The 594-nt window shown below is 38.9% G+C and carries 1 protein-coding gene; it reads right to left on the bottom strand.

Annotation, left to right across the window (positions count from 1 at the left end):
* Positions 1-3 precede the first annotated feature (3 nt).
* Positions 4-594 (bottom strand): acetate CoA-transferase subunit alpha (atoD, locus tag AC1DTM_RS30725; RefSeq protein ID WP_477001737.1); only part of this gene is annotated, 591 nt, incomplete at its 5' end.

The following is a 594-nucleotide window of genomic DNA, read 5'->3' as shown; positions in this document are numbered from 1 at the left end:
CTTCTACGCCCATACCCATTTCCAATTCACTCCTTCCGATGGCACGATATAATTTACAAATACACCTGGGACGACAATTTCTTCTGGATCTAAACTTCCAAGTGGAACAATTTCTTCTGCTTCTACAATCGTTATGTCACCAGCCATAGCTACGTGTGGATTCATATTACGAGCGCTTTTATCAAATACAAGATTGCCAAACGGATCCGCTTTTTTCGCATATACAATTGCGACTTCAGCCGTTAAAGCTGTTTCAACTAAATATGTCTTTCCATTCATTTCAACTGTTCGTTTTCCTTCTTCTACAATCGTATCAACACCAACATCAACTAAAATACCACCAAGCCCTACACCGCCAGCGCGAATACGCTCTGCGAGTGTTCCTTGCGGAGAGAATTCAATTTGCAATCTTCCTTCATTTAATTGTCTTCCCGCATTTGGATTTGACCCAATATGAGAAGTAACTAAAGATTTAACCCTTTCATTCGTAACAAGACGACCGATTCCTACATCAGGAAATCCAGTATCATTTCCTATTAAATTTAAATTTGTAATACCTTTATCTAAAACAGCTTGAATTAAAGATGGTGGGGA

The organism is Bacillus sp. P4_D3 (genome assembly GCF_056401855.1).
The sequence above is the reverse complement of the archived record's forward strand: the minus strand, read 5'-3'. Positions and strand labels throughout refer to the sequence as shown.